The following is a 24,339-nucleotide window of genomic DNA, read 5'->3' on the forward strand; positions in this document are numbered from 1 at the left end:
AGCTCCGCTACACGCCGATGGTCAGGTTTCTCCGTCGCGCTTGCGTGCATCCTTGCCCATGACGAGCGGCATGAGAACCGAAAGAAACAAGAGCCTGATGACGTGGTGGGAGCCGACATAGGCGGTATCGGCATGCATCATCACCGCCATCGCCGCCATGGTTTCCAGGCCGCCCGGCGAATAGGCGATCATGACGGCATTGAGCGGAACGCCGGTCACGCCGGAAATCATCCAGGCAATGCTTCCGGCAATCAGCATCACGGCGATGGTGACGACGAAGCCTGCCAGAAAGCCTTTCCGCACGTCCATCAGTGAGACATTCGAAAAGCGCGTGCCGATAAGGCAACCGATCAGCACATAGACGGGCAGGCTGAGCCAGGTGGGAACGCCGCCTTCGGTAAGGCCGGTAATGTGGGTGCCGATGGAAATGGCGACGCCGCCAAGCAGCAGCGCGGCCGGAAACTTCCAGCGCAGGAAAAGCCAGCCGGTCAGAAGCGATGCGCCGATGGTCAGCGCGAGTGTGAGCAGACCCATTGGCGGGTTGGCCACAAGCGGTTCCGTGCTGACGAGATCGAAATATTCGACGATCAGCGGCACGGAAAGCGTCAGCGCCAGCACCCGCACGCTTTGCACGATGCTGACGGTCGCAAGGTCGCTTTTCGTCTCTGCGCCGAGGCTGATAATATAGCTGAGATGACCGGGAGAGGCGCCCAGCATCGCCGTTGTCCGGTCGTAACCGAAGCCATAATGCAGGATCCAGTAGGCGACATAGAGCATGATAACGACAGCGACGAGCACAACGACGAAGCTCACGGGCCAGGTCTTTGCCGCGTCGATCACGGAGGGCGTCACGCTCGTTCCCATAGAAATGCCGACGACGACGAAACAGGCATTGCGGATGAAGGCGGGAACGCCAAGCCTTACACCGGCCAGCCCCGTGATCGTCACGGCAAGCGCCGGGCCGGAAAGAAAAGGTGCCGGAATATCGATGAGGCTGGCGAGTAGCGCCCCTATGCCGCCGACGAGCGCGGTGAGCGCAAATGTATGGAATTCAGGCTTGATGATCATTGCGACGCTGATTGGTTGCTTGAAAAAGCTCGCGACCAAATGCGCCGCTTCCATTCGCGACGTCAACACGCAGGATCAAAAATATTACATTTCATGCGTATTCTATAAAAGAAAAGCCCGTGGCCTGAAGGACACGGGCTATGGCAATTGTCGATGCGACAATGGGATGGTCAGGCAGCCGGAAGGGCGGCGATCTTCGGCATTTCCGTATCGAGGCCCAGCAGGAAGTTGATCTGGGGCCGCGCCTTGACGAGATCGTCGATCGAATATTCCGCCAGAACGTCGAAAAAGGCATTGAGCGCCTTGCGAAGCGCCGAGTTGAGGCCGCAGCTATCCACAAGCGGACACTCCACAGCACCGTCCTCGAAGCATTCGGCCATGGCGAAGCTGTCTTCAGTCACTTTCACCACGTCGAACAGGCTGATCTTTTCGGCAGGTTTGCCAAGACGCACGCCGCCGTTGCGACCGCGCACGGTTTCCACCAGGCCCGCCTTGTTGAGCGGCTGCAGGATTTTGAACAGGAACAGCTCCGAAACGCCATAGGCTCTGGCGATCTCAGGAATGCGGCTCAGATGGCCTTCATTGGCGGCGCAATACATCAACATGCGAACGGCATAGTTGGTCTGTTTGGTCAAGCGCATGCTGGTCTCCTAACTCTCAATGTGGAGTTATATAGTCTCTTTTTCAGTTTAGAACAATTCCAGAAACTGAAAAAACTGGCACCCATCCGATATTTCTCGAACAGCCTTGTTGACCGTCCGGATGATTCATGAACAAACAAGTCAAGAATCGGAATGTAATGGAGGCATTCATAATGGCAAGCTTGAAATCATACTTTTCCGCTGCCGTTTTTTCAGGGCTGACGATCCTTGTCGCCGCGCCCGTCGCTTTGGCAGAGGGGGAGGTTAACGTCTATTCCTATCGCCAGCCTGAATTGATCCAGCCGCTGCTCGATGCTTTCACGAAGGAAACCGGGATAGAGGCGAATGTGCTTTTTCTCGACAAGGGGCTGGTGGAACGCATTCAGGCTGAGGGCGTCAATTCGCCTGCCGATGTGCTGCTGACGGTCGATATCGCCCGTCTCGTCGAGGCGAAGGAGGGCAAGGTTACCCAGCCGGTCCTCAACGATCCCGTCATCGAAAAGGATATCCCTGCCAATCTGCGCGATCCCGAGGGCGAATGGTTTGGTCTCACCACGCGCGGCCGGGTGGTCTATGCGTCTAAGGAGCGGGTGACCCAGAAGGATATTACCTATGAGGAGCTTGCCGATCCGAAATGGAAGGGCAAGATCTGCATTCGCGACGGCCAGCATTCCTATAATATCGCGCTGATCGCCTCGATGATCGCCCATCACGGCGTCGATTATACCCGCACATGGCTGACCGGTCTGAAGAACAATCTCGCTCGCAAGCCTGACGGAACCGACCGCAGCCAGGCGAAATCGATCTTTTCCGGTGAATGCGACATCGCGCTCGGCAACACCTATTATGTCGGCCTGATGCTGACGAATGATCGCGAGCCGGAAGAAAAGGAATGGGCCGGATCGGTGCGGGTGATCTTCCCCAATGCGGGCGATCGCGGCACACATGTAAATATCTCCGGCATGGCGCTGACGAAATACGCACCCAACAAAGACAATGCGCTGAAGCTGATGGAATTCCTGGCCTCGCGCGAGGCGCAGGAAATCTACGCCAAGCAGGTCTTCGAATATCCGGTGCTGCCCGGCGCGGAGCCATCCGATGTCGTGAAGGGCTTCGGCCCCATCAATCCGGACAAGCTGCCGCTGACGGACATAGCGGCCCATCGCAAGCAGGCGTCCGAACTGGTTGATGAAGTGGGTTTCAACGACGGCCCGACCAACTGAGTTAGCTCTTGATCGAACTCTGATAGTTGCGATACCGGTGGGTCAGTTGCCCGCCGGTTTGTTGTCCAGGGAAGCGTTGTAATCGAGAATGGCCTTGCGCCTTTCCGGTGTTCCGGGATGGGTGGACACGATGCTGGTGCCGTCCTTGTCGCCCAGCTTTTCCTCCAGCAGCGCAAAGAACCGTTCGATGGCGGTTGGGTCGAGCCCGGCCTTGCGCATCAGTTCGACGGAGCGCTGGTCCGCCTGCCGCTCGGCATCGCGCGAATGCGATAGCGCCAGAAGACCGCCACCCTGGGTGAGAATATCTTCCATTGCCGAACCGACATCGCCGGCAATCAGCATGACGAGACCGGCAACCCCGGCGGCGCGGTAAAGCTGCCGCAGGCTGTGTTCATATTCCACATGGCCGATTTCATGGGCGAGAACCCCGGTGATCATCTGCCTGTCGTCGCCTGCGAGTTCCACCAGCTCGTCCGTCAGTACCAGCGTGCCATCCGGAAGCGCAAAGGCATTGGGGCCGATATAACCGCCCTTGCGGAAATTCAGCTTGTAGTCCTCGGGCGAACCTTCCGCATGGGCGACGATCCGGGCAAATTCCGCACGGATGGCGTCCTGCTCTTCCTGCGGAAGTTCGCTTGGAGAAAACACCGCCTGGTCGAAGGCCTGCATGGTGCTGGCCGACATGACCTGTGGAACGATGGGCGGCGTTACGGCGACCGCCAGTTCCACCAGCGCCGGAAGCGCCAGCTTATAGGTGCCGTAAGCCAGAAGAACGGCTGCGGCGGTGATGCCGATCAGCCGTGGGCGGAACTGTTCCAGCCAGTGCACGAAACCGGAACGCTTGGTAATGTGCTGGCCAAGCAGCCGGTCCACGCCGTCATTGTCGCGGGTTTCGAACAGCGACCCGTCGGGAAAATGCAACTCCCGGGGGATGGTGCCGACCCGGTGGCTGATCTCCACCGTTTTTATCTCGGCCTGGGTTCTGACGTGGTTGTCCTTCGCGTCGAGCACGAGAAGGACCGTGCCGCCAAGCTTCAGCCTGGCGACGCTGGAAAGGTTGGAGCGAGCGGCATGCCACTCGCCCGCAACGGTTTCTCCGGTATCAGAAACCAAATTCGAAACCTTCCATATCCATATATTCGGCGCTGACGGCGGCGCCTGTCGCCTCCATCGAGGAGAGAACCTCGCCGACATCGCCATTGAAACGGATTGCCGTGCGTTCAACGGTATAACGCGCTTCGCGCACCGCCGCCCATGGCCGCATCAGGCCAAGCGTGAAGACGGTGACGATCAGGTTGGAGATGACGATCCACAGGTAGCGACCGCGATGAAGATCGCTGTGCAGGTCGTGCTTTCCGTCCAGCAGCATGGAGGAGATGACGACATTGCGAACGCCGGTGCGATAGACGACACCCGCAAGACCATAGACCAGAAACGCGCCGAAAATTCCGACATAAAGGGAAGCCAGCGCCGTGGCCATGGCTGCCGTCTCGTCTTCGAGCATAGCGCTATTGGCCGCAAAGGCGGCAATGCCGAAAAAGCCGACTACGATGCCGCCGATCACCACCATGATCGCGGGAATGATCCAGACCCGGTAGAGCTTGCCGATCCTGGGATCGGCGCTGAAAGGCCGGTCGCCGTAACGCAGGTTGCTGAAAATATAGCGGTTCGCCCAGCGGCTGGACAGCGGCGCCAGAATGCCGAAGGAGAAGAACGCGACGAGGCTGCCAAGCAGGATGGAGACAAAAGCGCCCCATGCCGTTCCGACAAAATCAAAACGCACATTGCGATAGCTCGTCACCCGCGCATTGAAACGAATGCTGCGCGTGATCAGCCATGGAAAGAAGATCATCAGCAGGATTGCCGGCACGAAAACCAGGAAGGGATGGATGAGGCCGACGAGCTGCGAGACGACGATGAAGGCAAAGGCGATCAGCCGGCCCTTGAAGATTTGCCCGCCGGTGGCGTGATAACCGAAGGCACGACCGGCCAGCACGGTATTGCCATTGAAATAACGCTTGCGGCGCACCTTTGCCCAGGCGGAATAGATGCCGATGGTGATGATCGTCAGCAGAATATTGACGATCCAGATTCCGAAATATTCCTTGGCATTTCCGCTGAACGAGCCGCGTTCAAGCGCACGCTGATCCGCACTCACTGAGATATCACTCATAATAGTCCCTCATGATATGCCCCTCTCCGGGCAGATTGAGTTTGCAGGCTTCCCCGTTATCGTCGGTTGGCAGCGTCCCCACGCCGCAACTGCTCTCTTACGCCATAACAGCTTTAAGTGGAAATATTTTGAAGGAAAAACTTGATTTTTTAAGTTATCTTTTAATCGAAAAAGCCCCGCCGTGAAAACAGCGAGGCTCTTTGTAATGTAGAGGGCTCTGCCCGCTTACTTCATTGTCGGCATCACGAATTCAGCGCCCGACTTGATACCCGACGGCCAGCGCGAGGTGATCGTCTTGGTCTTCGTCCAGAACTTGATCGAATCCGTCCCGTGCTGGTTGAGGTCGCCGAAGCTCGAAGCCTTCCAGCCGCCGAAGGAGTGATAGGCAAGCGGAACCGGGATCGGAACGTTGACGCCGATCATGCCGATATTGACGCGGCTTGCGAAGTCGCGGGCGGCGTCGCCGTCGCGGGTATAGATCGCGACGCCGTTGCCATATTCATGCTTCATCGGCAGTTCCAGCGCGTCTTCGTAATTCTTGGCGCGAACGACGGAGAGAACGGGTCCGAAGATTTCCGTCTTGTAGATGTCCATATCAGGGGTCACGTGGTCGAACAGGCAGCCGCCGACGAAATAGCCGTCTTCATAGCCCTGCAGCTTGAAGTCGCGGCCATCGACCAGAAGCTTCGCACCCTGTGCGACGCCGCTGTCGATCAGGCCCTTGACGCGCGTCTGCGCTTCTTTGGTGACGAGCGGACCCATATCGGCCTTGTCGTCGGTATAGGGGCCGATTCTCAGGCTTTCGATCTGCGGAATGAGCTTTTCGACGAGACGGTTTGCCGTCTCCTCACCAACCGGAACCGCAACGGAAACAGCCATGCAGCGCTCGCCCGCCGAACCGTAACCCGCGCCCATCAACGCGTTTACCGCCTGGTCGAGATCGGCATCCGGCATGATGATCATGTGGTTCTTCGCACCGCCGAAGCACTGCGCACGCTTGCCGTTCATGGCGGCCGTGCCATAGACATAGCGGGCGATCGGCGTCGAGCCGACGAAGGAGACCGCGCCGATATCGGGATCGGTCAGGATGGCGTCGACGGCGCCCTTGTCACCGTTGACGACGTTCAGGATGCCGGCCGGAAGACCGGCTTCGATCATCAGTTCGGCAAGACGGATCGGCAGCGACGGGTCGCGCTCGGAAGGCTTGAGGATGAAGGCGTTGCCGCAGGCGATCGCCGGCGCGAACATCCACATCGGGATCATGCCGGGGAAGTTGAACGGGGTGATGCCTGCGCCGATGCCGACCGGCTGGCGGATCGAATACATGTCGATGGCCGGACCGGCACCCTCGGTGAATTCACCCTTTTGCAGGTGCGGAATGCCGCAGACGAATTCGCAGACTTCAAGGCCGCGCACGATATCGCCCTTGGAATCCTCGACGGTCTTACCATGCTCGCTGGAGAGCAGCACAGCCAGCTCGTTCATGTCGCGGTTCAGAAGTTCGACGAACTTGAAGAAAACGCGGGCGCGACGCTGCGGGTTGGTAGCGGCCCATTTCGGCTGCGCAGCCTTGGCGCTCTCCACGGCGGCGCGCAATTCGGCGTCGCTGGCAAGCGCAACGGTTGCCTGCACTTCGCCGGTGGCCGGGTTGTAGACATTCGATGTGCGGCCGCTGGTGCCTGGCACATGCTTGCCGTTAATGAAATGACCGATTTCCTTCATGGGTTTTCCTCCAGAATGTGATGGCGCAGCATTACCTTTCGATTTGCACAAATCAATCGCCTGAAATAAGCATCCATTGTGCAAAAATAGACATAAGGAGGGTGTTGTGAACTGGGATGATGTGCGTTTGTTTCTAAGCGTCGCGCGAAGCGGCCAGTTTCTTTCGGCGGCCAGAAAGCTTGGCGTCAACCATGCCACCCTCAGCCGGCGCATTTCCGCACTGGAAGCGGCCATCGGCACGCAGCTCTTCCTGCGGAGCACCAATGGCTGCGAGCTGACCGAAGAGGGGCAGCGCCTTCTTGCCGGGGCCGAGCGCATGGAAACCGAAATGCTGAATGCCCAGGCAAATCTCGGCCGCGTCGATACGGCGGTGGCGGGAACGGTGCGCATCGGCGCGCCGGATGGTCTCGGCGTTTCCTTCCTCGCGCCGCGGCTCGGCCGGCTGACGGCGCGTTATCCTGATCTGAAAATCCAGCTCGTGCCGGTGCCGCGCTCTTTCTCCCTGTCGCAGCGTGAGGCCGATATCGCCATCACCATCGAAAGGCCGGAGCAGGGCAGGCTGATGTTTTCGAAGCTCACCGATTATTCGCTGGGCCTTTATGCCTCGGCGGATTATCTGGCCGATTATGGAACGCCTGATGATGTCGAGGCGCTGAAGCGCCACCGGCGGATCGGCTACGTGGAGGATCTGATCTTTTCGCCTTCACTGAACTTTACCGGTGAGATCATGCGCGACTGGGACGCCGCCTTTGAAATCTCCAGCGCCACCGGGCAGACCGAGGCGGTGCGTTCCGGTGCGGGTATCGGCATCCTGCATAATTACATCGCCGGGCAATATCCAGAACTTCTGCGGATCATGCCGCACCTCACCATCAGCCGGTCCTACTGGACGGCCTATCACGAATCCGCCCGTCAACTGGTCCGGGTCCGAACGGTGGTCGATTTTCTCCAGGAACTCGTAGCCGAAGAACGGCGAATCTTCATCTGACATCCCACATGCCGATATTATTAGTACTATTAATTGTTCGGGCCCGGCCGTTCGGGGCTTGACAAAGGATGGCTGGCTGGACGACCAATGCAGCCATTGGGAGAGATCGGAACTGACATGTCTATGATACGTAAGCTTTCGCCGACTGGCCTCGGCGTGGCCGTCATGCTGCTTGGAATGCTGCTTTTCGCACTGAACGACGCCATGGGGAAATGGCTCGTAGCCACCTATAGCCAGGGTCAGGTGATCCTTATTCGCAGCGCGGCGGCGCTTATTATCCTCGTTCCGATCGTCTGGCGTGCCGGCCTCTCCGGCCTTGTCAGAATTGAGCGTCCCGGCCTTCAGTTTGCGCGCGTCTTCTTTTCCACCGCAGAGCTTTTCTGTTTCTATTTCGCGGTCGCGGCCCTGCCGCTCGCCGATGTCATGACCTATTGGCTGGCCGCCCCCATCTATGTGGCGGCGCTCTCGCCGTTTCTGCTCGGAGAAAAGGTGGGCTGGCGTCGCTGGACGGCCATCGCCATCGGTTTTGTCGGCGTTCTCATTGCGCTCAAACCCAGTTCGGCAAGCCTCACCTCCGCAGCATTGTTTTCGATCCTCGGCAGTGCCGCTTTCGCTTTCATGATGTTATCTGGCCGCCAGCTGCGCAATACGCCGGATACGGTGCTTGCCTTCTGGCAGATCATCGGTGCGGCGCTTGCGGGCATTGTCGCGGTATTCCTCACGCCATCGGGATGGCTGCCGGTTCAGTCCAGTTTCGATCTGGCATTCCTCGGCCTGCTCGGCGTCGTCGCCATGACGGCGCATGTGCTGGTCAACCGGGCGCTTAAACTCGCCGATGCCGCCACCGTCGCGCCGCTGCAATATACGCTGCTGCTCTGGGCGGTGATTTTCGGCTGGCTGTTCTTCGGCGATGTGCCGCAGACGAGTATCGTCGTCGGCGCGGGCCTGATCGTTCTTTCCGGCCTTTATATCTTCTTCCGCGAAAATACTCTCAAACGCCGCCGCGAAACCGCTGAAGGACTGGCTGTGGAGCAGGTTTGATCTTTCTCAGGGCCTTGATCACGATCACGGGACTTGACGAAGGCGTGATCTTCGGGGAGTAAGAAAGAGCCCTGCGATGATTTGTCTCGCAACGGCAGAGGAAACAAAGGTGCCGGGCCCCTCTGGCGAGAGTTTTACGGCGCTCTCGCGATGTCGGTACCGCCTGCAAAAATTGGCCGGCGGATTAAAAACTATGAAAAACCTGAATGTGCTTCGCGCGCGTGCTTTCTGCGTGCGGCCTGACGCCCTGCGTCGGTCCGTGAACGCCCTCGTTATGGGAGGCGACCGGACATGAGCGCTGCCCAGAAAAACACCCTTACCTACTTCAAGTGGGCCTTTATCGTCACCGTGGTCGGTTTGATCCTCGGCGGTTATCTCGGTTGGGAAATGACCGGAACGGTCGGCGGCACGGCGACGATCTTCTTCATCTGCGTCGTGCTGGCGGTGCTGGAAATCTCGCTTTCCTTCGACAACGCCATCGTCAACGCCAACAAGCTGAAGGACATGACACCGGTCTGGCAGCACCGCTTCCTGACCTGGGGTATCCTGATTGCCGTTTTCGGCATGCGTATCGTCTTCCCGCTTCTCATCGTGGTCGTCGCGGCCAATGTCGGCCCGTGGACGGCTCTCGTCATGGCGGCCACGCAGCCGGAACGTTATGCGGAAATCATGCGTGACGCCCATCTGCCGATTGCGGCTTTCGGCGGCACCTTCCTGATGATGGTCGGTCTCAACTTCTTCTTCGACCATGAAAAAGACGTGCACTGGGTGCGCTGGATCGAGGAAAAGGCTGCAACCTATTCCTCCGTCAAGGGCATCGAGATTGCCTTCGTGCTGGTCGTCATGCTGATCTTTTCCCGCATCATCGGTGCTAGCGACAATCCGGAACTTGGTCCGGTCGCGGCCAACACTTTCTTCCATTCGGCGATCTGGGGTCTTTTGACCTTCCTGCTGGTGGAAGTCGTCGGCGGCATTCTCGATCGCAGCCAGGAAATGCTGGAAGGTGCGGCGAAAGGCGGCTTCGGTGCGTTTCTTTATCTCGAAGTGCTGGATGCCAGCTTCTCCTTCGACGGCGTTATCGGCGCTTTCGCGCTGACGCAGAACCTCTTCATCATCGCCATCGGCCTCGGCATCGGCGCCATGTATGTGCGTTCGATGACCATCATGCTGGTCGAGAAGGGAACCCTGGCTGAATATCGCTATCTGGAGCACGGCGCCTTTTATGCAATCCTCATCCTGTCCGTCATCATGTACGTGCAGACCATGGTGCATATTCCGGAGGTCATCACGGGCCTTGGCGGCGCGGGCCTGATCGGCATCTCGCTCTGGTCGTCGATCCGCTATAACCGGCGACAGAATGCCGATGCGGTCGATGCCGCGCGCGGCGCGGAGATCTGATCCGCGATATCCTTGCCTTCCGCTGTCGCGGCGGAAGGCAGTTTTTAAGCATTGAATTATTTTTTGCCTGTTTTTATTGCTGTTTATCCTTTGCGAAAAACTTCGCCACAACGCGGAGTTTTTGCCTTAAGTTGCTGTTTTTACGAGTATTTGTGCGCTGCATCAAAATTGGCACGCTTCCTGCGTCTCATTCCGCAAGTCCAGAGGGGACATCATGGCTCGAAAACGGGTCAACAAACGCCGCCGCGCCGCGCGATCTTTCGGATCTGCGCCGTGCGGCGGTTTTGTTTGTGCGGGATGGTTCTTGAGTTTTTCGCTCTGTTGAATGAAAACGGTAGGACAACGACTGGAAGGGTCACGGCTTGCCTGCACAATTGTCGCCCACGGAGGCCTTGGGGCTCTGGCATCGTGTATCCACGGCGCAGGTCGTTGACGATCAGCCGGATTTGACCTTGCGTCAAACCGCCATCCTGCTGCAGATTTATCTCGTGCCGCCGCCGCACACTGTCCGGGGTCTTGCCGCCATGCTGGGGGTCACCAAGCCGGTCATTACCCGCGCGCTCGACAGTCTCGGCGCGCTCGGGCTGGTCGATCGGGTTCGGGATGAGCGGGACAGGCGCAATGTTGTGATAAAACGCACGGTGGCCGGTGCGCTTTATCTGGAAAAAATCGGCGATCTGATTATTGATCAGGCGCGCAAGATCTAACCTCTGGATGTGAAACCCATGATGCTCGACCGCCGCCTGAATGTCTTCCGCTCCGACCTCGCCGATGAAAAACTGCAGGGCGTGGTGCAGGCCGAACGTTTTGTCAACGGCACGGCCGCCCAGATCGTGTTGCCGGTTACTGGCCTGCGGCCGACGCCCGATCTTGCCGCCGGCATCGATACCGAGTTGCTGTTTGGCGAAACTATCCGTGTTTTCGACAGGGCCAACGGCTGGGCATGGGTGCAGGCGGATGCGGACGGGTATGCCGGTTACGTGCCGGAAACGGCGATCGGCGATGTCGTTGTCGCCACCCATAGGGTGATTGCACCGCGCACTTTTCTCTACCCAGCCGCTGAATTGCGCAAACCGCCGGTCGCAGCGCTGTCCATGGGTAGCCTGATCCGCATCGTCGGCGAAGCGGAGACGCGCGGCACCCGTTACCTGCTGACCGAAAAAGGCGAAGGCATCATCGCTGCCCATTGCCAGGCCGTCGACGCGGCGCTTGAGGAAGATTATGTGGCGGTGGCGCTGCGCTTTATCGAAACGCCCTATCTCTGGGGCGGCCGCTCCGGTTTTGGTATCGATTGTTCCGGCCTCGTGCAGCTTTCCATGGCCATGACGGGCCGGCGGGTCCTTCGCGATACCGACATGCAGGTGAAGTCGCTCGGCGTGGAAATAGAGCGGGATGAATTGCGGCGCGGCGATCTCGTCTTCTGGAAGGGTCATGTCGGCCTTATGGAAAACGAGGAAACGCTGCTCCATGCCAATGGCCATACGATGAATGTCGCACGCGAGAATCTCGATGCGGCCATCGAGCGCATTGGCTGGCTTTATGAAAAGCCAACTGCTTACCGCCGGCTCGAGGCCTGAGAAGGGCTTTCACGAAATTGTGCCTGCCACGCCCTTTGTGTGGAGGTCGCCGACAGCCTACATCGGTTGAATGATGGTACGGGACCGGCATCGATGAAGACAAGAACGGCGACACGATTGGCAGCGATCCTCACGGCGGCTTTGCTAAGCGCGTCGGCGCAGGCACAGACTGTTTTCCAGAACGGTTTTGCCCCCGCTCCGGATGCCTATGCAAACCTGCCCGGCGTCAAGGATCCGCGCACGCTGCAGCCAAAGGTCCGCTACAACTGCCATAGCGCACTCGGCGTGACCGGATATTCCCGAGGTCCCTACAGGGATGTTTTCGGCAGCCGTGGGCTTCCTGTTCAGGGGTATCGCTGCACCGACGAAAACGGCATTTCCAGTTTCGGCGGCAGAAATCCCGTCTCCAAGGACTGGTATCCCGGCATAAACCCCGTAGACCCGACCTTTTGAAGCAGCATGTTTGAACACCGGACCGAAAACCCCATTGTGGTCTTCGGAAAATCGATGCGCGGGCGGTCGCGGCGGGCATTTGCCGGGCCAGTGCTCTGGACTTGTTGTCGCTTTTTCAGATAAATCTTTCCGCATGACAGGTTGATACCTGCCGGGGTGCGGAGTGACATCGGCTGTTCTGACCTTTGGCCGATATTGGGGAATGCGAGTATGACGAAGACCGATATAGCCACCCGTGTCCATAATCATACCTGGAAACTCGACCCTATCGTCCGCAGCCTGATCGATACGGATTTCTACAAGCTCCTGATGTTGCAGATGATCTGGAAGCTCTATCCGGAAGTCGACGCGACGTTTTCCCTGATCAACCGCACGAAGACGGTGCGGCTGGCGGAAGAGATCGACGAGATGGAGCTGCGCGAACAGCTCGATCATGCACGCACCCTGCGTCTTTCCAAGAAGGAAAACATCTGGCTTGCGGGTAACACGTTTTACGGCCGCTCGCAGATTTTCGAGCCGGAATTCCTCTCCTGGCTGTCGAGCTATCAATTGCCGGAATATGAGCTTTTCAAGCGCGACGGGCAATATGAGCTGAATTTTCATGGCCGCTGGATGGATACGACGCTCTGGGAAATCCCGGCGCTCGCCATCATCAACGAGTTGCGCTCGCGCAGCGCCATGCGTTCGCTCGGTTATTTCACGCTCGATGTGCTTTATGCCCGCGCAAAGGCCAAGATGTGGGAGAAGGTCGAGCGGCTGCGGGAACTGCCGGGCCTGCGCATTTCCGATTTCGGCACCCGCCGCCGCCACAGCTTCCTTTGGCAACGCTGGTGCGTCGAAGCGCTGAAGGAAGGCATCGGGCCCGCCTTTACCGGTACGAGTAACGTCCTGCTCGCCATGGATTCCGATCTCGAAGCCGTGGGCACGAACGCGCATGAACTGCCCATGGTGGTAGCAGCGCTGGCGCAAACGAATGAGGAGCTGGCCGCTGCCCCCTATCAGGTTCTGAAGGACTGGAACCGGCTTTATGGCGGCAACCTGCTGATCGTGCTTCCCGACGCCTTCGGCACGGCGGCTTTCCTGCGCAATGCGCCGGAATGGGTGGCAGACTGGACGGGTTTCCGTCCCGACAGTGCGCCGCCGATCGAAGGCGGCGAAAAAATCATCGAGTGGTGGCAGAAGATGGGCCGCGACCCACGCAAGAAGATGTTGATCTTCTCCGACGGTCTCGATGTCGACGCCATCATCGACACCTACAGGCATTTCGAAGGCCGCGTCCGCATGAGCTTCGGCTGGGGCACCAACCTCACCAATGATTTTGCCGGTTGCGCGCCAAAAACCATCGCCAGCCTCAAGCCGATTTCCATCGTCTGCAAGGTGAGCGACGCCAATGGCCGGCCGGCCGTGAAGCTCTCGGACAATCCGCAAAAGGCCACCGGTGACCCGGCCGAAGTGGAGCGTTACCTGAAGTTCTTCGGCGAAGAAGACCACAAGGAACAGAAGGTTCTGGTTTAAAGCTTTTCCAGGAAAAGTGGAGCCCGGTTTTCCGCCCGGAAATGCTCTAAATTGAGAACGGGCGCTCCGGTTGAGGAAGCGCCCGTGGAAGCCCGAACCTATCAGCAGATTACTTCGCGAACTGGTGTGCGATGTAATGGAAGAGTGCGCGGATGCCCTGCGCTTCCCCGCCGATCGATGAATGATGCCTCTCGCTCAGAGACCAGCCGTAAATATCGAAATGCGCCCAGCGCCTGGTATTGGTAACGAAACGCTTCAGGAACAGGGCGGCGGTGATCGATCCGCCCATGCCGCCCGAAGGCGCGTTGGTGATATCGGCTGCGCGTGAGCGGATATCCTTGTCGTAGCCCATATAGAGCGGCATGCGCCACAGCGGATCGTCCGTGTCGATGCTGGCTTCCGCGATATCATGCGCCAGATCCTCGTCATCTGTATAGAAGGGCGGCAGATCCGGGCCGAGCGCGACGCGTGCGGCACCCGTCAGCGTCGCCATGTCGATCATCAGGTCTGGCGCATCTTCGTCCGCATAGGCCAGCGCATCCGCCAGAACAAGACGGCCTTCAGCGTCGGTATTGTCGATCTGCACCGTCAGCCCCTTGCGGCTGCGGTAGATATCGCCAGGGCGGAAGGCATTGGAGGAGATAGAGTTTTCGACCGCGGGCACGAGAACACGAAGATCGACCGGCAGCTTCGCATCCATGATCATCAGCGCAAGGCCGAGCACATTGGCCGCACCTCCCATATCCTTCTTCATCAACGCCATCGAAGCGGCGGGTTTGATATCGAGGCCGCCGGTATCGAAGCAGACGCCCTTGCCGACGAGGGTGAGGCGTGGATTGCCCTTCTTGCCCCAGTTCATCTCCAGAAGCCGCGGCGCACTTTCGCTGGCCCGGCCGACAGCATGGATCAGGGGTAAGTTTTCCTTGAGCAGATCGTCACCGGTGGTGACCTTCACCTTTGCCTTGTAATGGGCGGCAAGCGCGCGGAAGGCAATCTCAAGCTCATCCGGTCCCATATCGTTGGCCGGAACATTGATGAGGTCGCGCGCAAGGAAAACGCCGGCCAGAACGCGCTTGATCTCGCCGTCTTCCGCATCCTGCGGAATGAGGAGCTTTGCCCCGTTCGTCTTGGTGGTCTTGTATTTGTCGAAGCGGTAGCTGCCGAGACCGAAACCGAGAGCGAGGCGATTGGCGGTCAGTGGTGCGGTCTCGATGTGCCACTCGCCTTCCGGCAGCTCACGGGCGAGTTTCCCGGTGATGAAGGGGATTTCCGAGGGATTGCCGCCGAGGCCGAGAAGCACGCCGCCCAGCGAACCATCGGCGGAAGGAACGAGGAGAATGGCGCCTGCCTCCGCCTTGAACCCCGCCTTCTTTGCCCAATCCAGAGCAACAGGATCGATGGCGCCCTGTTCGATATGGGCCGGCGTGACGGCGAAAACCGGCAATGTGCTGCCGGCCTTGGAGCTGAAAGGGGTTGGGCGTTCGATGAACTGATAGGGCGCCATTGTATGCTTCCGTAAATGTCGAGAATCGGTGCGATTAACGCTCTGTTAGGGTTAACAGATTATTGCTTAAGCGAAAGTTGCGTCATGTGAGTCTGTCGTGTGTCGGGCGCAAGATTGATCATTCTTGGGCGGGGGCGCTGCCATGACTGCATTTTCTTTGGGCGAGACAGGCCGGACCGGGTTGCTGCGGGGAGCATGTCTTGCCGCATTGGTTCTTGCGGTTTCAGGATGCGCGGGCACCAACAAGCCCGATCGCATGTCCACCGGCTCCATTCCCGCCGCCACACGCTCCTATGATCACATGAACATGGAGCAGCTTCGGCAGGCGGAGGAGAGCGCCGGCAAAGCCTATGAACGCAGCCCCAAGGATAAATCGGTCGGCATGAATTATGCCAGCGTGCTGATGATGACCGGCAAGAACACACAGGCTCTCGCCGTCATGCAGCAGATCGCCATCGCCAATCCAGCCGACCGCGATGTCCTTGCCGCCTATGGCAAATCGCAGGCCGCCGCCGGTCAGCTGGAGCAGGCGCTTTCGACCATCCAGCGGGCGCAGACGCCGGACCGGCCCGACTGGCGGCTTTATTCCGCCGAGGGCGCCGTGCTCGATCAGCTTGGACGCTCGAACGAGGCGCGTTCCCGCTACAGGCAGGCGCTTGACCTGAAGCCGAACGACCCGAGCGTATTGTCCAACCTCGGCATGTCCTATGTCCTGTCGAGCGATCCGCGCACTGCCGAAACATATCTGCAATCCGCCATCGCCCAGCCGGGCGCCGATAGCCGCGTTCGCCAGAACCTTGCGCTCGTGGTCGGTCTACAGGGCCGCTTTGCCGAAGCCGAGCGCATCGCGGTTCAGGAACTCTCGCCACAGCAGGCGCAGGCAAACCTCACCTATCTGCGTGCCATGCTTTCGCAGCAGAACTCCTGGCAGCAACTGGCGAAAAAGGACGGCAAGCCGGCTGGTTGATACGCTTTCGCAGGTATAGAAGGGTTGCGCCCTGATCGAACGATTTCCGGTTTCGCTCCTGCGCGTTTCCGTCGCTAGAACGTGTCGGCGACACGAATGCCGGCAGGCCCGAGAATAACGGCGATGAGAACCGGCAGGAAGAACACTATCATCGGCACAGTCAGTTTGGGCGGCAGCGCTGCGGCCTTTTTCTCAGCTTCATTCATTCGCTCGTCTCGACCTTCCTGCGCGAGAACGCGCAGAGCCTGTGCGAGCGGCGTGCCATATCGTTCCGCCTGGATGAGGGCCTGCACCACGCTTTTGACACCGTCCAGTTGGGTGCGCATACCAAAATTCTCAAGCGCGACACGCCTGTCCTGAAGGAAGGACAATTCCGCTGTCGTCAGGATCATTTCTTCCGCCAGTTCAGGCGACTGTTCACCCATCTCTTCCGCTACGCGGCGCATGGCTGCTTCCATTGATACGCCGGATTCGATGCAGATCAGCATCAGGTCAAGTGCATCTGGCCAAGCCCGCTTGATCGAGGCCTGTCGCTTGGTCATGCGGTTAGAAACGTAGATATTGGGAGCATAAAAGCCGATATAGCCGAAAAGAAGAACGGCCATCAGTCGAATGAAGAAGGCTTTATCCGCAAGATTTCCGAGAACGAAAATCCAGGTGAATGCGACGGCCAGAAAAATGAACGGCAATATGAATCGGGCAGCAAGAAATGTATTAAGCGCATTTTGCGAACGAAAACCGGCTGCACGCAGCTTGTTCATTGTGTTCTTGTCGGCGAGCGCTTCCTGGAGATTGAATTTTTCAACGATTCGCCGTGCGGACTTGTTGTTGTTGCCACGCAGGGAGGCCTTGCCGTCTCTGGTTGCAGTTGCCAGACGCTCGCGCTCGCGGCTGCGAATAAGTTCCCGCTCCGACGATACGGCTTTCATGCGCTTGGCAAAGTCCTTTCGTTCGAAGAAAGGCGTAATGAGCGTATAAAGGGTGGCGAAAACTGCCACTGTTACGAGAATCGCAATGATAGTTTGCGGATTCGTCAGGTCTGAAAGGAGATTTCCCGTCATCGGTGACCTCAAATATCGAAATTGATCATTTGGCGCATGATGAAAATTCCGATGAGCATCCATAGTCCGGATGCACCCAGAATGATGTGCCCGCGCATATCCGTGAAGAGGACTGCAAGATAGTCGGGCGATGTGAAGTGCACCAGCAGCATCACAATAAAAGGCAATGCGCCGATAATGACGGCCGACGCTTTTGCCTCCATCGACAGAGCGTTCACTTTGGCGCGCATTTTCTTTCGGTCACGCAATACCTTCGAAAGGTTGGATAAAGCCTCCGAAAGATTGCCGCCTGCCTGTGCCTGGATATTGATGACGGTGCTGAAGAAGCTGACTTCGAAAAGCGGCATGGTCAGCATCATGCGCTCTATCCCTTGGGGAATCCCGATACCAACCTGCTGCGCGTCTACGACCCGTTGAAACTCTGTTTTCACCGGCTCCTGACCATCCGACGCGATCAGTCGCACGGCGTCATTCAGCGGCAATCCGGATTTGATCGAGCGGCACATGACATCCAGCGCATTGGGAAACTCCTCAAGGAATTTTTTCTGCCGGCGCTTGAGGATAAACGCCAATACCCAACGGGGCAGCCCTAAAGCCACCACTGCGCCTATGAGCAGGGCGGTTATTAATGATAGATCATATAGAAGTGCGATGAGAGTGGCGAAAGCCGAAGCACCTGCGCTCAGGAGATGAAACTGCCGAACGGAGATTGCCAGCCCAGCCTGCACGAGTTTATCGCGCAGGCTGACATTTTTTGCTTTTTTCGCCTTTTCATTTTGTTTTTTTTCCATATCCCGCAGGCTGTCCTGCATGGATTTGCGGCGCTTGCTGAGTTCCTGGACCCGATCGCGTGCAGCTTTGATATTTACGTGATCCGTCTCTGCGGCCTGCACCCGCTTGAAACGGCTTGTGGTCTTTTTCTCGACCTCTATCCGCTGAAAAAGAAAGACGTAGGCGAGTGCTCCTGCCGAGATGGCGACAAGTACGGCCAGTAACACTATTGTCGGGTCCATGGCAGTCGCTTTCCCTTAGGATGTCTTTTCCATTTCATCGAGCGCGGCCGCCAGACGTTTCTCTTCGCCGTAATAGCGTGCACGATCCCAGAAATTGGGCTTGCTGATGCCGGTCGATACGTGCCTGCCGATCAGCTTGCCATTCGCATCTTCGCCTTCGATTTCGTATCGCATCAGATCCTGAGTGACGATGACATCGCCTTCCATGCCGATCACTTCCGTAATCTGCGTTATCCGGCGCGAGCCGTCACGCAGACGCGCCGCCTGAATGACGACATCAATCGAGCCTGAGATGATTTCACGTACGGTCTTGGCCGGCAGGGTGAAGCCGCCCATGGCGATCATCGATTCGATACGGCTGAGGCATTCGCGTGGCGTATTGGCGTGAAGTGTTCCCATCGAACCGTCGTGACCGGTGTTCATGGCCTGGAGAAGGTCGAAAACTTCCGGTCCGCGCACTTCGCCGACGATGATACGTTCGGGCCGCATGCGAAGGCAGTTCTTGACGAGATCGCGCATGGTGATCTCGCCTTCCCCTTCGATATTGGGCGGACGTGTTTCGAGCCTCACCACATGCGGCTGCTGCAGCTGAAGTTCGGCGGTGTCTTCGCAGGTGATAACGCGTTCATCCCTGTCGATGAAGCTCGTCAGGCAGTTGAGAAGCGTCGTCTTGCCCGAGCCGGTGCCGCCCGAGATGACGACATTGCAGCGGACGCGACCGATGATCTTGAGCAATGTCGCGCCTTCGGGCGTGATCGCTCCAAAACGCACGAGCTGGTCGAGTGTCAGTTTGTCTTTCTTGAATTTTCGGATCGTCAGCGCCGGACCGTCGATGGCAAGCGGCGGAGCGATGACGTTGACGCGCGATCCATCCGGCAGGCGTGCGTCGCATATCGGGCTCGACTCATCCACGCGTCGGCCGACCTGGCTGACGATGCGCTGGCAGATGGAAAGCAACTGCGCATTGTCACGAAAGCGGATATCGGATTCGATGGTCTTGCCGCCGACTTCGATGAAGGTTTGGCCGGAACCGTTGACCATGATATCGGCAATGTCGTCGCGTGCCAGGAGAGGCTCCAGCGGCCCGTAACCAAGAACGTCGTTGCAGATATCTTCGAGCAGCTCTTCCTGCTCGGCGATCGACATGGCGAAATTTTTGATCGTGATGATGTCGTTGACGATATCGCGAATTTCCTCGCGCGCACTTTCCGCGTCGAGCTTGGCGAGCTGCGAAAGGTCGATCGTATCGATAAGTGCGGAAAATACCTGGCTCTTGGTATTGTAGTAATCTTCCGTGCGGGTACGTTTTCTCTGCGCGGGCGGTGCGTTTGCAGTTGCCTGACGCATTGCCGGTGATTGGCCGGGTTCAAGAGTGTCAATTGCAGCAGAACGAGGCTCAGGCGCTGTCGTCACCTGCATGGGCGCAGGTGCAGCAAGATCCGGCTTTGTGCTTCTGGCTGGGCTTTCAGGCCCGCGTTTTCCGAACATCGGCGTTTCCGTCTAAGGACGCAGGCAGAAGGCCTACTTGCGCTTGAGAATATTCTTCAGTTTTTCCAGACCGCCACGCCTGCTTTTGCGCAGCACGGAGCGGCCTGTGATGGTATGGGCGATTTGCGAAAAGGTTTCCGCCGTCTGGGATTTTTCATCCATTTCGCTGATCATACGGCCGCTATTGGCGGCATTTCCGAACAATTGTGCGTCGAACGGAATGATCGCGATCGGCTCGATTTCCAGCGGCTCAAGGAAATCCGCCGGCGCGATTTCCGGACGCTTGGGCATGCCGACCTGATTGAGAACGAGATGCGGCAATTTATCGTTGGGTCTCAGCTTGATCAGTGCGTCGAAGAGGTTCTTCGTATTGCGCAGATTTGCGAGATCGGGAACCGCCGTTATGACCACCTCATCGGCTTCCGAAAGGACTGCCCGCGTCCAGTCGCACCATTGGTGGGGAAGATCGAGAACCGCGACCGGGGCACTGCGCTGCAAAACCTCGAGGATCGGCAGAAAGGCCTGACGATCGAGATCATAGGTCCTGTCGAGAAGAGACGGCGCTGCCAAAAGCGACAGATGATCGGAACATTTCGTCAAGAGACGGTCGAGAAATACCTCGTCCAGTCGCTCCGGCGAAAAGACCGCTTCAGCCATGCCTTGGGCAGGGTCCTGATCGAAATCGATATTCGCCGTTCCATAGGCAAGGTCCATATCCGCCAGAATGGTTTCCGTGGAGAAAAGACTCGAAATGCCGAAGGCGCAATTATGCGCGATGGTGGACGAGCCTACGCCGCCCTTGGCGCCAATGAAGGCGATGTTGCGACCCAGCGGCTCCGCGTCCGGATCGACGAAGATCGCAGCGATCGAAGCCAGGAGATCGGCCATATTGACCGGGGCGACGAGATATTCGGAAATGCCGTTGCGGATGAGATCGCGATAGAGCGTTATATCGTTGTGCCGGCCGACGATGATGACACGGGTGGAAGGATCGCAAACCTCCGCCAAAGGCGCGAGATCGTCCAGCAGCGAGGCAGGTGAGCTTGCTGTCTCGAGAATTATGAGATTGGGCGTGGGCGACGTGGAAAACATCGTGGCTGCCGCATTGATATCACCTTTGGTCACCCGCAGGGTGACCTTGCTCATGCGCCGGTCGCTGGACAATGCGTCCATGACGCCTTGCATATTGTCGCTGACGCAGAAAGCGTGAACGGAAATGCGGGGCAGGGGCCGCAGGTGGTCCATATCCGAAGCGCGCACGGGCGGCTCGGCTTCTGTGCCGCCGCTTGGCTTGATATCGTATTCTACAGCGCTCATCGTATTTCCTGCCGTGACAAATGTTGGATCCGCATCAATCTGTCGTCGTCGTCGAAGTCTTACCGCGATAGGTGTCGATGACGACCGCACGGCGCTCGGCATCGATCGGGCTCATGCCGCGCGGGCCGACCAGATCCATGGGATTGGCAATCTGCGCCGCGAGATTGCTTTGGGAAGCGCACCCGAAATTGTACCAGTTCTTGTTGGCGAAGGTATTGTCTGAGAGATCCTCGGGCCATTGGCCGCACTGGCCAGTCATGGCGGTAACGGCGACATAGCTCAGGCGAATGGGGGAGGCGTCGCCATTCGGGGAAGCGGCATAACGCGTCTCCATGATCTTGCCCGGCGCCACACCCGCGCCGGAAAGCGTCGAGCGGATCTGTTTTGCCATTCGCGATGCGGCCGCTGAATTGGCCGATCCCGACGGGGTCTGAATATTGATGATCCCGGTCGACATAGACGCATAATTCTGGGCAAAACCGCGAACATTATCCGCCATCGCTGTGGTCAGCCGGCTGTCGCTGGCCGAGACCGGAATATCCAGCGAATGCTCCGCTTCCGACAGGGTAATCGGGTGGCGTGTGCGATAATCGTCGGGAATGGCGTTGGTGGTCATCGGATCGCGTGCGCAGCCCTGCAACAGGCCGGCGGCAAGCGCGGCAATGACGACGAGGCCGATCCGTCTTCCGGAAAGGCAGGGGGAAAAGGAGGAATAGGATTCCTTCATGACGTTTCCTGCCCTGACCGGGCTTGCTGTGAAGAGGGGATTTTGTGTGCATGTCGTCATTTGTAGATGAACCCCACTGACCCCTGATAGGGCGCCGCCTGAACCTGATCCTTGCGGCCATAGACCTTGTTGACGCGGTTCATGAAATACATGGCGGCGTCGTTTTCCGGATTGAAGTTATCGTCTGGCCGGGCGATCTGATTGCGGGCAACGGGCCGCACCAGATAGGGCGTTGCGATAATGACCAGTTCCGTTTCGTTGCGGAGGAAGTCCTTGCTGCGGAAAAGCGTGCCGAAAATCGGAATCTTCGACATGCCCGGAAGCCCGGACATGGCCTGACGGACATTGTCCTGAACGAGACCTGCGATCACGATCGATCCCCCCGAGGGAAGCTCGACCGTTGTGGAGGTTTCGCGCTTTCTTACCGACATGTAGGTCGAACCTGGGACCGTGCGACCCGAATTACCGGTTACAACATTGCCTTCGTAGGTGGGCTCGGAAACATTGGTTTCAATTTTGAGACTTATTCGGCCTGGCGAAAGCACCACGGGCTTGAAGTTTAACGTGATGCCATAATCGACAGTATTGGTCGTGCGCGTAATTGTGGGCCGCCCGGTGTCCTCGTCGATGTCGACTTCCTGTTCTCCGGCAATCCTGAAATCGCCTCCGACGTAGAACTTTGCCTGCTCTCCGGAAATAGCGGTCAGGCTTGGTTCCGCCAATGTACGCATGACGCCCGCCTGCTCCATTGCGGTGAGATAAGAAGCGAATCTGAGAGACCCCGAGCCTATCGCACCACTGGCAATTCTTGACGCGCCATCGATCACATTGCCAAGATTAGACGGATTCGCAAATTCGAAACCATTACCGCTTGTTGAACTGCTGATGGAGCCGTTGAAGCCGAGTTGCTTCAGAACCTGTCTGCTCACTTCGGCGACGGTAACCTTCAGTGTTACCTGATCTTCCCCCTCAATCGTCAGCATGTTGACAATTTGCGATACCTGCCGGCGCTCCGCAAAAATCGCTGCATCGCCGCCATTGTCACCGCCTGTCAGAGATATATTACGGGTGGTGGCCTCACCGCCTTTTAGAAAGGCGTCGGCAAGTTGAACGGCGCGTGCGGAGTCCTGCGGTGTCCGCACCGATCCTGTAAGAACGATGTTGTCCGAAACGATTTCTACCTTGATATCAGACTCGGGAATGAACCGGCGAATATTTGCCTCGAGTCCGGCGATGTCCCGCTCTACTTCCAGATCGAGACTGACGATTTCCCGGCCGCCCTCACCAAAAATGAAAATGTTGGTCTGTCCTACCGTTTTACCGAAAAGATAAATACGTCTGGACGTGCGGGTGACGGCATCGGCAAGGCTCGGATCGGCAACGAGAATGTCGTGTGCATCTTCGGGCAGGTCGATGACCAGCGCCTTGTTTAAACCCAGCTTTAAGCGCTTGCGAATGCCTGTGCCGCTTTCGGTAATCCGCACGATGCTTGCGCTTTGCGCCTCCGCTTCGCTGACGCGCAGAAACTTGGGGGAATGCTGGCCGGGAACGCCTGAAAAGGCCAGGCAGAATGCGAGCCCACCCGCCATCGATGAACGCAGGCGTTGGTTGAGACGATTTGTCATGAGCCTCCCGGTCATTGTGATGCTCCCTGACCGCTCTTCACGATCGAGCCGGATTTGATCACCTGAATTTCCGGCTGTCCGGAACCGCCGCTGAGAAGATGGCCAGCCGAAAGCGTATCGTTTTCCTGCGCATCGGCGACGGAGCGCAAAGCAAGCGTGAGACGGTCCGCCATTTGCTGCGCCACCGTTATGATCTTCGCCTGTTCCGGGGTCAGTTCGAGTGTAGCGGTTGCGCCGACCACCGCCGACGTCCCGTCCTCGCCTTCCTTGATCTGCTGATCGATCGCCAGGACACGAACATTGTTCAAAACATTTTCGGTCAGAAAGTTGTTGTTGTCGCCCTTGCGGACCATGATCACATCGACCCGGTCGTTCGGCAGTACGAAACCGCCTGCGCCCGTCGAGACGGAAATCTCGGTGGCGACAGCGCGTTTCCCGGCCGGCAAAAGGGAGGACATGATGCGCGTGCTGGAATCGACCACTTTTTCCGGCCGGATCGGTTCACCTTCGAACAGAGGCAGCCGCACGACCGCGCCGGTGAGTTCGGTGATGGCATCAGGCCTTTTCGCTTCCGTTATGAAACTGTCGACCACATTGCCCTGTGGCCAGGGTGTCCAGCGCACGGAACTGTCGTTCAGGCGGCTACCGACGGGCAGATTGACCGATGAAACGAGAACGTTGACCGTCGGTTCTTTCTGGATGATCGTTTCTGCTTTTTCGATGACCTGCTTCGCGCCGGAAATCTGCATGGCGACAAGGCCGGCAAGACCGGCGGCCACCAGAGCAACGGAAAGAATAAAGATACGCGACGGTTTCATGTTCGATCCTTGAGGGAATC

General features: G+C 58.1%; 22 protein-coding genes. 9 read left to right on the forward strand and 13 right to left on the reverse strand.

The window, feature by feature from the left end; translation table 11 throughout:
* Positions 1–21 precede the first annotated feature (21 nt).
* Positions 22–1,068 carry an AbrB family transcriptional regulator gene (locus ACQZ60_RS00665; protein WP_031234466.1) on the reverse strand — a complete coding sequence of 349 codons (1,047 nt, stop codon included), beginning with the start codon at positions 1,066–1,068 and terminating at the stop codon, positions 22–24.
* A gap of 170 nt (positions 1,069–1,238) precedes the next feature.
* Positions 1,239–1,709, reverse strand: coding sequence for an iron-responsive transcriptional regulator RirA (gene rirA, locus ACQZ60_RS00670; protein WP_035264574.1), 471 nt, complete (start codon positions 1,707–1,709; stop codon positions 1,239–1,241).
* A 173-nt stretch (positions 1,710–1,882) separates the two neighbouring features.
* Here rirA and ACQZ60_RS00675 point away from each other — a divergent pair, with 173 nt between their 5' ends.
* Entirely contained in the window at positions 1,883–2,932 is a 1,050-nt protein-coding gene (locus tag ACQZ60_RS00675; RefSeq protein ID WP_035264601.1) for a Fe(3+) ABC transporter substrate-binding protein, read from the forward strand.
* Between the two features lie 42 nt (positions 2,933–2,974).
* On the opposite strand, the gene ACQZ60_RS00680 is transcribed toward ACQZ60_RS00675, so the two are convergent.
* From ACQZ60_RS00680 to ACQZ60_RS00690, 3 genes are all read right to left on the reverse strand, one after another.
* Positions 2,975–4,045: a M48 family metallopeptidase gene (locus ACQZ60_RS00680; RefSeq protein WP_020809665.1), complete on the reverse strand. Its 1,071-nt coding sequence runs from the start codon at positions 4,043–4,045 to the stop codon at positions 2,975–2,977.
* Positions 4,035–5,105 carry a YjgN family protein gene (locus tag ACQZ60_RS00685; RefSeq protein ID WP_020809666.1) on the reverse strand — a complete coding sequence of 357 codons (1,071 nt, stop codon included), beginning with the start codon at positions 5,103–5,105 and terminating at the stop codon, positions 4,035–4,037. The genes ACQZ60_RS00680 and ACQZ60_RS00685 overlap by 11 nt, the downstream gene beginning before the upstream one ends.
* A 225-nt stretch (positions 5,106–5,330) precedes the next feature.
* Positions 5,331–6,827 (reverse strand): CoA-acylating methylmalonate-semialdehyde dehydrogenase, encoded by a 1,497-nt coding sequence (locus ACQZ60_RS00690; RefSeq protein WP_003524451.1) that lies wholly within the window; start codon positions 6,825–6,827, stop codon positions 5,331–5,333.
* A gap of 106 nt (positions 6,828–6,933) precedes the next feature.
* Between ACQZ60_RS00690 and ACQZ60_RS00695 the strand changes: the two genes are divergently transcribed.
* The 7 genes from ACQZ60_RS00695 to pncB all read left to right on the forward strand — a co-directional run bounded on the left by ACQZ60_RS00695 (position 6,934) and on the right by pncB (position 13,799).
* Positions 6,934–7,815, forward strand: a complete 882-nt coding sequence (locus ACQZ60_RS00695; RefSeq protein ID WP_142780018.1) for a LysR family transcriptional regulator — start codon at positions 6,934–6,936, stop codon at positions 7,813–7,815.
* A 123-nt stretch (positions 7,816–7,938) separates the two neighbouring features.
* Positions 7,939–8,856, forward strand: a complete 918-nt coding sequence (locus ACQZ60_RS00700; RefSeq protein ID WP_031233695.1) for a DMT family transporter — start codon at positions 7,939–7,941, stop codon at positions 8,854–8,856.
* A 291-nt stretch (positions 8,857–9,147) separates the two neighbouring features.
* The gene (locus ACQZ60_RS00705; protein ID WP_020809669.1) at positions 9,148–10,254 is read left to right on the forward strand and encodes a DUF475 domain-containing protein; all 1,107 of its coding nucleotides are present in this window, start codon (positions 9,148–9,150) and stop codon (positions 10,252–10,254) included.
* 362 nt (positions 10,255–10,616) lie between these two features.
* Positions 10,617–10,961, forward strand: coding sequence for a MarR family transcriptional regulator (locus ACQZ60_RS00710; protein ID WP_003507384.1), 345 nt, complete (start codon positions 10,617–10,619; stop codon positions 10,959–10,961).
* Positions 10,962–10,979: 18 nt separating this feature from the next.
* Positions 10,980–11,831, forward strand: coding sequence for a C40 family peptidase (locus tag ACQZ60_RS00715; protein ID WP_080865728.1), 852 nt, complete (start codon positions 10,980–10,982; stop codon positions 11,829–11,831).
* Positions 11,832–11,924: 93 nt separating this feature from the next.
* On the forward strand, positions 11,925–12,284 hold the full coding sequence (locus ACQZ60_RS00720; RefSeq protein WP_031233701.1) for a hypothetical protein: 360 nt from the start codon (positions 11,925–11,927) through the stop codon (positions 12,282–12,284).
* Positions 12,285–12,494: 210 nt separating this feature from the next.
* Positions 12,495–13,799 (forward strand): nicotinate phosphoribosyltransferase, encoded by a 1,305-nt coding sequence (gene pncB, locus ACQZ60_RS00725; RefSeq protein ID WP_003507389.1) that lies wholly within the window; start codon positions 12,495–12,497, stop codon positions 13,797–13,799.
* Positions 13,800–13,908: 109 nt separating this feature from the next.
* On the opposite strand, the gene ACQZ60_RS00730 is transcribed toward pncB, so the two are convergent.
* Entirely contained in the window at positions 13,909–15,303 is a 1,395-nt protein-coding gene (locus ACQZ60_RS00730) for a leucyl aminopeptidase family protein (RefSeq protein WP_035264577.1), read from the reverse strand.
* Positions 15,304–15,559: 256 nt separating this feature from the next.
* Between ACQZ60_RS00730 and ACQZ60_RS00735 the strand changes: the two genes are divergently transcribed.
* Positions 15,560–16,270: a tetratricopeptide repeat protein gene (locus ACQZ60_RS00735; protein WP_003524462.1), complete on the forward strand. Its 711-nt coding sequence runs from the start codon at positions 15,560–15,562 to the stop codon at positions 16,268–16,270.
* 74 nt (positions 16,271–16,344) lie between these two features.
* On the opposite strand, the gene ACQZ60_RS00740 is transcribed toward ACQZ60_RS00735, so the two are convergent.
* From ACQZ60_RS00740 to cpaB, 7 genes are read right to left on the reverse strand one after another with little or no spacing between them, the layout of a single operon-like run.
* Complete coding sequence (locus ACQZ60_RS00740) at positions 16,345–17,331, reverse strand: type II secretion system F family protein (protein ID WP_020810200.1); 987 nt, start codon at positions 17,329–17,331, stop codon at positions 16,345–16,347.
* An 8-nt stretch (positions 17,332–17,339) separates the two neighbouring features.
* Complete coding sequence (locus ACQZ60_RS00745; protein WP_020810201.1) at positions 17,340–18,344, reverse strand: type II secretion system F family protein; 1,005 nt, start codon at positions 18,342–18,344, stop codon at positions 17,340–17,342.
* Between the two features lie 15 nt (positions 18,345–18,359).
* The gene (locus ACQZ60_RS00750; protein ID WP_020810202.1) at positions 18,360–19,832 is read right to left on the reverse strand and encodes a CpaF family protein; all 1,473 of its coding nucleotides are present in this window, start codon (positions 19,830–19,832) and stop codon (positions 18,360–18,362) included.
* A gap of 33 nt (positions 19,833–19,865) precedes the next feature.
* Positions 19,866–21,149 (reverse strand): AAA family ATPase, encoded by a 1,284-nt coding sequence (locus ACQZ60_RS00755; protein WP_020810203.1) that lies wholly within the window; start codon positions 21,147–21,149, stop codon positions 19,866–19,868.
* 34 nt (positions 21,150–21,183) lie between these two features.
* Positions 21,184–21,876, reverse strand: a complete 693-nt coding sequence (locus ACQZ60_RS00760; protein ID WP_448734596.1) for a CpaD family pilus assembly protein — start codon at positions 21,874–21,876, stop codon at positions 21,184–21,186.
* A gap of 56 nt (positions 21,877–21,932) precedes the next feature.
* A complete protein-coding gene (locus ACQZ60_RS00765) occupies positions 21,933–23,516 on the reverse strand; it encodes a type II and III secretion system protein family protein (protein WP_448733122.1) in 1,584 nt (527 codons plus the stop codon).
* Positions 23,513–24,319, reverse strand: a complete 807-nt coding sequence (cpaB, locus tag ACQZ60_RS00770) for a Flp pilus assembly protein CpaB (RefSeq protein WP_020810206.1) — start codon at positions 24,317–24,319, stop codon at positions 23,513–23,515. The genes ACQZ60_RS00765 and cpaB overlap by 4 nt, the downstream gene beginning before the upstream one ends.
* Positions 24,320–24,339: the final 20 nt, after the last annotated feature.

The organism is Agrobacterium sp. 22-223-1, from assembly GCF_053522385.1.

What these genes read in the sequence shown, in the direction of transcription:
- ACQZ60_RS00715 (WP_080865728.1), top strand. Translation starts at nt 10,980, where the DNA reads ATGATGCTCGACCGCCGCCTGAATGTCTTCCGCTCCGACCTCGCCGAT.
- cpaB (WP_020810206.1), bottom strand. Translation starts at nt 24,319, where the DNA reads ATGAAACCGTCGCGTATCTTTATTCTTTCCGTTGCTCTGGTGGCCGCC.
- ACQZ60_RS00720 (WP_031233701.1), top strand. Translation starts at nt 11,925, where the DNA reads ATGAAGACAAGAACGGCGACACGATTGGCAGCGATCCTCACGGCGGCT.
- ACQZ60_RS00730 (WP_035264577.1), bottom strand. Translation starts at nt 15,303, where the DNA reads ATGGCGCCCTATCAGTTCATCGAACGCCCAACCCCTTTCAGCTCCAAG.
- ACQZ60_RS00705 (WP_020809669.1), top strand. Translation starts at nt 9,148, where the DNA reads ATGAGCGCTGCCCAGAAAAACACCCTTACCTACTTCAAGTGGGCCTTT.
- ACQZ60_RS00740 (WP_020810200.1), bottom strand. Translation starts at nt 17,331, where the DNA reads ATGACGGGAAATCTCCTTTCAGACCTGACGAATCCGCAAACTATCATT.
- ACQZ60_RS00665 (WP_031234466.1), bottom strand. Translation starts at nt 1,068, where the DNA reads ATGATCATCAAGCCTGAATTCCATACATTTGCGCTCACCGCGCTCGTC.
- pncB (WP_003507389.1), top strand. Translation starts at nt 12,495, where the DNA reads ATGACGAAGACCGATATAGCCACCCGTGTCCATAATCATACCTGGAAA.
- ACQZ60_RS00675 (WP_035264601.1), top strand. Translation starts at nt 1,883, where the DNA reads ATGGCAAGCTTGAAATCATACTTTTCCGCTGCCGTTTTTTCAGGGCTG.
- ACQZ60_RS00750 (WP_020810202.1), bottom strand. Translation starts at nt 19,832, where the DNA reads ATGTTCGGAAAACGCGGGCCTGAAAGCCCAGCCAGAAGCACAAAGCCG.
- ACQZ60_RS00685 (WP_020809666.1), bottom strand. Translation starts at nt 5,105, where the DNA reads ATGAGTGATATCTCAGTGAGTGCGGATCAGCGTGCGCTTGAACGCGGC.
- ACQZ60_RS00700 (WP_031233695.1), top strand. Translation starts at nt 7,939, where the DNA reads ATGATACGTAAGCTTTCGCCGACTGGCCTCGGCGTGGCCGTCATGCTG.
- ACQZ60_RS00690 (WP_003524451.1), bottom strand. Translation starts at nt 6,827, where the DNA reads ATGAAGGAAATCGGTCATTTCATTAACGGCAAGCATGTGCCAGGCACC.
- ACQZ60_RS00765 (WP_448733122.1), bottom strand. Translation starts at nt 23,516, where the DNA reads ATGACCGGGAGGCTCATGACAAATCGTCTCAACCAACGCCTGCGTTCA.
- ACQZ60_RS00755 (WP_020810203.1), bottom strand. Translation starts at nt 21,149, where the DNA reads ATGAGCGCTGTAGAATACGATATCAAGCCAAGCGGCGGCACAGAAGCC.
- ACQZ60_RS00735 (WP_003524462.1), top strand. Translation starts at nt 15,560, where the DNA reads ATGTCCACCGGCTCCATTCCCGCCGCCACACGCTCCTATGATCACATG.
- ACQZ60_RS00745 (WP_020810201.1), bottom strand. Translation starts at nt 18,344, where the DNA reads ATGGACCCGACAATAGTGTTACTGGCCGTACTTGTCGCCATCTCGGCA.
- rirA (WP_035264574.1), bottom strand. Translation starts at nt 1,709, where the DNA reads ATGCGCTTGACCAAACAGACCAACTATGCCGTTCGCATGTTGATGTAT.
- ACQZ60_RS00760 (WP_448734596.1), bottom strand. Translation starts at nt 21,876, where the DNA reads ATGAAGGAATCCTATTCCTCCTTTTCCCCCTGCCTTTCCGGAAGACGG.